Origin of the sequence: Streptomyces sp. NPDC050263 (genome assembly GCF_040655955.1) — a bacterium.
Classification (GTDB): domain Bacteria; phylum Actinomycetota; class Actinomycetes; order Streptomycetales; family Streptomycetaceae; genus Streptomyces.
This window is the reverse complement of record NZ_JBFAKW010000262.1, coordinates 1-2983: the sequence shown is the minus strand read 5'-3', so window position 1 is coordinate 2983 and position 2983 is coordinate 1. Positions and strand designations below refer to the sequence as shown.

The 2983-nt window shown below is 70.2% G+C and carries 1 protein-coding gene; it reads left to right on the top strand.

Annotated elements, in window-relative coordinates:
- Window positions 1–147: 147 nt before the first annotated feature.
- Window positions 148–2883, top strand: coding sequence for a Tat pathway signal sequence domain protein (locus AB0J04_RS45725; RefSeq protein WP_363174657.1), 2736 nt, complete (start codon window positions 148–150; stop codon window positions 2881–2883).
- Window positions 2884–2983: the final 100 nt, after the last annotated feature.

Below are 2983 nucleotides of genomic sequence, written 5' to 3'. Positions count from 1 at the left end.
GTCCAGTACGAGGACTTCCGGCCGGCACACCGAGAGCACGCACCGGACGCCGCTCCTTGACGGGCAAACGTTGCCTGCCGCGGCACTAGCAGTCCGTAGGGAACGCAACCCGCACCCAACCCGCACGCCAAGGAAAGGCTGCATCTCATGTCTCCCATCCCCCGCAGGTCCCTCCTCAAGGCGGCAGCCGTCGCCGGCGCCGCCGCACAGTTCAGCTGGGCGCTAGGGGCCAAGGACGCCGAGGCCGCGCCCGGCGCCGCGGCGGCCGACGCGGATCCGGTGACCCTGGAGTGGCTGGAGGACGGCGGCCTCGGCGCCGCCCCCGGCTCCACGCTCGGCGTGCCCTGGCCCATGGGCGCATTCCAGGAGGACCAGACCTTCGCGCTGACGGACGCCGCCGGCAAGGACGTCCCCGTACAGTCCTGGCCGCTCGCCTATTGGCCGGACGGTTCCCTCAAGTGGACGGCCCACGCGGTGAGTTCGGGCTCCGGCAAGCTCACCCTCGCCGCCGGCGCCCCGGCCGCGCCCGCCAAGAAGGTCACCGTCGACAAGCGCGGCGGCACCATCGACGTGTCGACGGGCGTCATCACCGCGAAGATCGCCACGTCGGGCGCGACCCTCGTCAAGTCCGTCACCCGCGGTACCACCGAGATCGCCAAGAACGGGCGGCTCGTGCTGATCCGTCAGCCCGAGATCGAGGACGAGGACCAGGGCACGGTCAAGACCGAGCGCTTCGAGGGCGCCATCGACGGCGTCACCGTCGAGCAGAGCGGCCCGGTCCGCGCGGTCGTCCGCATCGACGGCAAACACCGCAAGGGCAGCCGCAGTTGGCTCCCGTTCTCCATCCGCCTCTACTTCTACGCGGGCGCCGACTCCTTCCGCATGGTGCACACCGTCACCTTCGACGGGAAGCAGGAGCCGGGCAAGGCGAGCGGCGACTTCGTCCGGGGCATCGGCGTCCGCTTCACCGTCCCGATGCGCGACGAGTCCTACGACCGGCACATCCGCATCGGCGGCGAGGGCACCGGCCTGCTGCGCGAGGCCGTCAAGGGCATCACCGGCCTGCGCCGCGACCCGGGCGCCGCCGTGCAGGCCGCCCAGTACGCGGGCCAGAAGCTCCCCGACCCCGCCACCTGGGACCAGCGGGTCACCACCCGCCTCCAGTACATCCCCGAGTGGGGCGACTACACCCTCTCCCAGCTCTCGGCGGACGGTTTCACCCTCCGCAAGCGCACCGAGAAGGGCTACGGCTGGGTCGGCGCCGGCGGCGGCAAGCGGGCCTCCGGCTTCGGATACGTCGGCGGGGCGAGCGGCGGATTCTCCTTCGGCCTGAGGGACTTCTGGGAGAAGCACCCCGCCCAGCTCGACATCCGGGACGCGCACGCCGACGCCGCCGAGGTCACCCTCTGGCTCTGGTCGCCCGAGGCGCAGCCCATGGACCTGCGCTTCTACCACGACGGCATGGGTCAGGACACCTTCCCCGAGCAGCTCGAAGGCCTCAACATCACCTACGAGGACTACGAGCCCGGCTTCGGCACCCCCTACGGGATCGCCCGGACCTCCGAGCTCCTGTTCTGGGCCAACGGGTCGACGCCCGCCCCCGAGCAGCTCGCCGAACAGGTCGAGGCCGTCCGGGTGCTGCCACAGCTCGCCGCCCCGCCGAAGCAGCTCATCAAGGCGAAGGTCTTCGGCCCGGGCCTGTACTCCGAGCCGGACCGCTCGACGCCCGCCAAGGCGAAGATCGAGGACCACCTCGACTTCCTCTTCACCTACTACAAGGACCAGGTGGAGCAACGCCGCTGGTACGGCTTCTGGGACTACGGCGACATCATGCACACCTACGACACCGTCCGGCGTCAGTGGCGGTACGACATCGGCGGCTACGCCTGGGACAACTCCGAGCTGTCCCCGGACCTCTGGCTCTGGTTCGCCTACCTGCGCTCCGGCCGCGCCGACATCTTCCGCTTCGCCGAGGCGATGACCCGGCACACCGGCGAGGTCGACGTCTACCACATCGGCCAGTGGGCGGGCCTGGGCACCCGGCACGGCGTCCAGCACTACGCCGACAGCGCCAAGCAGCAGCGCATCGCCAACACCACCTACCGCCGCTACTACTACTTCCTCACGGCGGACGAACGCGTCGGCGACCTCATGCACGCCAACGTCGACTCCGACGAGACGTTCCTCGCCCTGGACCCGCTGCGCAAGATCCGCACCGAGCCCTACACGCCCGACCGGCACGCCCTGTCGATCGGCTTCGGCACCGACTGGAGCGGTCTGGTCTCGGCGTGGCTGACCGAGTGGGAGCGCAAGGGCCCCAAGTGGGAGAAGGCCAAGGCGCGCGTCCTGTCCACCATGGAGACCATCGCGGCCCAGCCCAACGGCTTCGTGCAGGGCAGCGGCCTGTACGACCTCGACACCGGCAGGTTCGCCGTCGCCGCCGCCCCGGTCGTCGGCGTCTCGCACCTGTCCGCCGTGTTCGGCCTCAACGAACTGTGCGCCGAGCTCATCCACCTGGTCGACATGCCGAAGTTCAACCAGGCCTACTTCGACTACTGCCGCTACTTCAACGCCACCAAGGCCGAACAGGCGGCGCGCTACGGCAGCAACTTCGGCAGCCTGCTGCTCTTCCAGGGCCACTCGCGCCTCGACGCCTATGCCGCCGTCCAGACCGGCGACGAGGTGCTCGCCAAGCGGGCGTGGACGAAGTTCTACAGCTCCGACGGCTACATGGAGTCCTCGCCGTGGAGGACGGAGCCGGTGAGCGGCCCCGCCGCCCTGGTCGCGGGCAGCGAGGCCACCTGGGTGTCCACCAACGACACCGCGCTCTACGGCCTCGCCGCCATCGAGAACCTGGCCCTGCTCGGCGACAAGATGCCGTAGCCGAGGGCTAGGGGGCTTCTGATGGATCTCCGCGGCGTCGCGACGCCCGGCACGCACTCTCGCCGCACCGGGCGAAAGCCCTAGTACTACAGGGCTAGAT

Coding starts and splice junctions, on each gene's coding strand:
- AB0J04_RS45725 (WP_363174657.1), top strand. CDS start 148: ATGTCTCCCATCCCCCGCAGGTCCCTCCTCAAGGCGGCAGCCGTCGCC.